This is a genomic window from Nocardia niwae NBRC 108934 = DSM 45340 (genome assembly GCF_001613465.1).
In the GTDB taxonomy this organism is placed as follows: domain Bacteria; phylum Actinomycetota; class Actinomycetes; order Mycobacteriales; family Mycobacteriaceae; genus Nocardia; species Nocardia niwae.
Map to the genome: position 1 here is coordinate 1 of NZ_BDCK01000079.1, position 1,961 is coordinate 1,961.

General features: G+C 67.8%; 3 protein-coding genes. All 3 read left to right on the top strand.

What is annotated here, in order from left to right; all coding sequences use genetic code 11:
• The first annotated feature begins 142 nt into the window (after positions 1-142).
• The 3 genes from NNI01S_RS32880 to NNI01S_RS36290 are packed head-to-tail and all read left to right on the top strand — an operon-like array spanning position 143 to position 1,958.
• Positions 143-874, top strand: a complete 732-nt coding sequence (locus NNI01S_RS32880; protein ID WP_063025439.1) for a rhomboid-like protein — start codon at positions 143-145, stop codon at positions 872-874.
• 37 nt (positions 875-911) lie between these two features.
• Entirely contained in the window at positions 912-1,601 is a 690-nt protein-coding gene (gene nucS, locus NNI01S_RS32885; protein ID WP_063025441.1) for an endonuclease NucS, read from the top strand.
• 48 nt (positions 1,602-1,649) lie between these two features.
• Complete coding sequence (locus tag NNI01S_RS36290) at positions 1,650-1,958, top strand: Rv1322 family protein (RefSeq protein ID WP_084489478.1); 309 nt, start codon at positions 1,650-1,652, stop codon at positions 1,956-1,958.
• Positions 1,959-1,961 lie beyond the last annotated feature (3 nt).

Below are 1,961 nucleotides of genomic sequence, written 5' to 3' on the forward strand. Positions count from 1 at the left end.
TCGACAACCGTCGAAGGCTTCGGCCATTTATCGCGTGAAACTGTGTTTTGCAGCAAACTTGCAGGGAATACCTAGAGTACGTGCCGTGCGGCCAGGCACTATGGATGGCGTTGCCATTCCCGCGCGGACAACGGAGGTACGCATGATCGTCGCGACGACGCCGGCCGGCTCGGCGCCGCTCGACCCCACCGCTTCCCGGCAATCGCGCTGGCGGCATCTGAGGTTGCCCGCGACGGCCGTGTACCTGTCCGGTCTGATCATCGTCTCGGCGATCTTCTCGGTGCTGAGCGACTCCGCCCAGACCAGGTTGGTCCTGCACGCCAGCACCAACCTGCACAACCTGCTGAGCGGCCGCATCGGGACGCTGCTGGCCAGCGCCTTCGTGATCGGCGACGTGGTGGGGTCGTGGGTCATCATTCCGCTGCTCGCCTGTCTGCTCGCCCTCGCCGAACTGCGCTTCGGTGCGCTGCGGGCGGTGCGCGTCTTCCTGGCCGGTCACATCGGCGCCACCCTGCTGGTCGCGGCGGGCCTGTGGATCGGTGTGCAGGCCGGGTGGGTGCCGGCGAGCATCCGCTGGGCCGAGGACGTCGGCGTGAGCTACGGCGCCATGGCGCTCATCGGCGCGCTGGTGGCGGCGGTGCCGCACCGGTGGCGCATCGCCTGGGCGACGCTGTGGTTCATCGTCGCGGTCGAAGGCGTGCTGATCGAGCAGACGTTCACCCACGTGGGGCATCTGGTGGCGTTCACCATCGGGACCGCGGTCGGATTTCTCATGACCGCCAGGACCACCACCGCCGTGCACCGGCTCACCCGGCTCGAAAGCGCCCTGCTCGCGGCGAGCGCGATTCTCGCCGCGACTCTGCTCATGGGCTGACCGCAGCCGCCGCGAGCCGCTCGCCTACAGTGCTTGGGTGCGCCTAGTGATTGCTCGCTGTCAGGTCGACTACGTGGGGCGACTCACCGCCCATCTGCCGATGGCCCGCAGACTACTGCTGATGAAAGCGGACGGCTCGGTGCTCGTGCACTCCGACGGCGGTTCGTACAAGCCGCTGAACTGGATGAGCCCGCCGTGCTGGTTGGAGGAGCGCAACGGTGACGCGCAGCTCCCGGACGGCGCGAAAGCGCTTTGGGTGGTCACCAACAAAGCCGGCGAGGAACTCCGCATCACCGTCGAGGACATCGAGCACGATTCCTTCCACGAGCTCGGGGTCGACCCGGGCCTGGTGAAAGACGGGGTGGAGGCTCATCTCCAAGAGCTGCTGGCCGAGCACGTGCACACGCTCGGGGCCGGTTTCACGCTCATCCGCCGCGAGTACATGACCGCGATCGGCCCGGTGGACCTGCTGTGCCGGGATGCTGACGGCGGCACCGTCGCGGTGGAGATCAAACGGCGCGGTGAGATCGACGGCGTCGAACAACTCACCCGCTACCTCGAGCTGCTGAACCGGGATCCGTTGCTCGCACCGGTCGCGGGCGTTTTCGCCGCCCAGCAGATCAAGCCGCAGGCGCGCACGCTCGCCGAGGATCGCGGCATCCGCTGCCTCACACTCGATTACGACGCCCTACGCGGCACGGAGAGCAACGAATTCCGCCTGTTCTGATTACCGGGGGTCTGCGGGGCGTGCGTGCGCGGGTAATAGGCTTGTCGCATGCCCCGCCGGAAACCGCGTTCGGATCGCCACGCTGATCGCTCGCAGGCGGGCGGCGCGCCACTCGGAGGTGTCTTCGGACGCACCGAGCCGGGTCCCGACGGGGACGAGGCGTACGTGGTTCGCACCATCCCGGGCAGCCGGGCGATCAAGACCTATCGCTGCCCCGGCTGCGATCATGAGATTCCACCCGGAGTCGCTCACATCGTCGCTTGGCCGGCCTATGGCGGGGAGGACGATCGCAGGCATTGGCATCGTGGGTGCTGGAACGGCCGTCAGACCCGCCGGATCACTCGCCGGTGGTCCTGACAC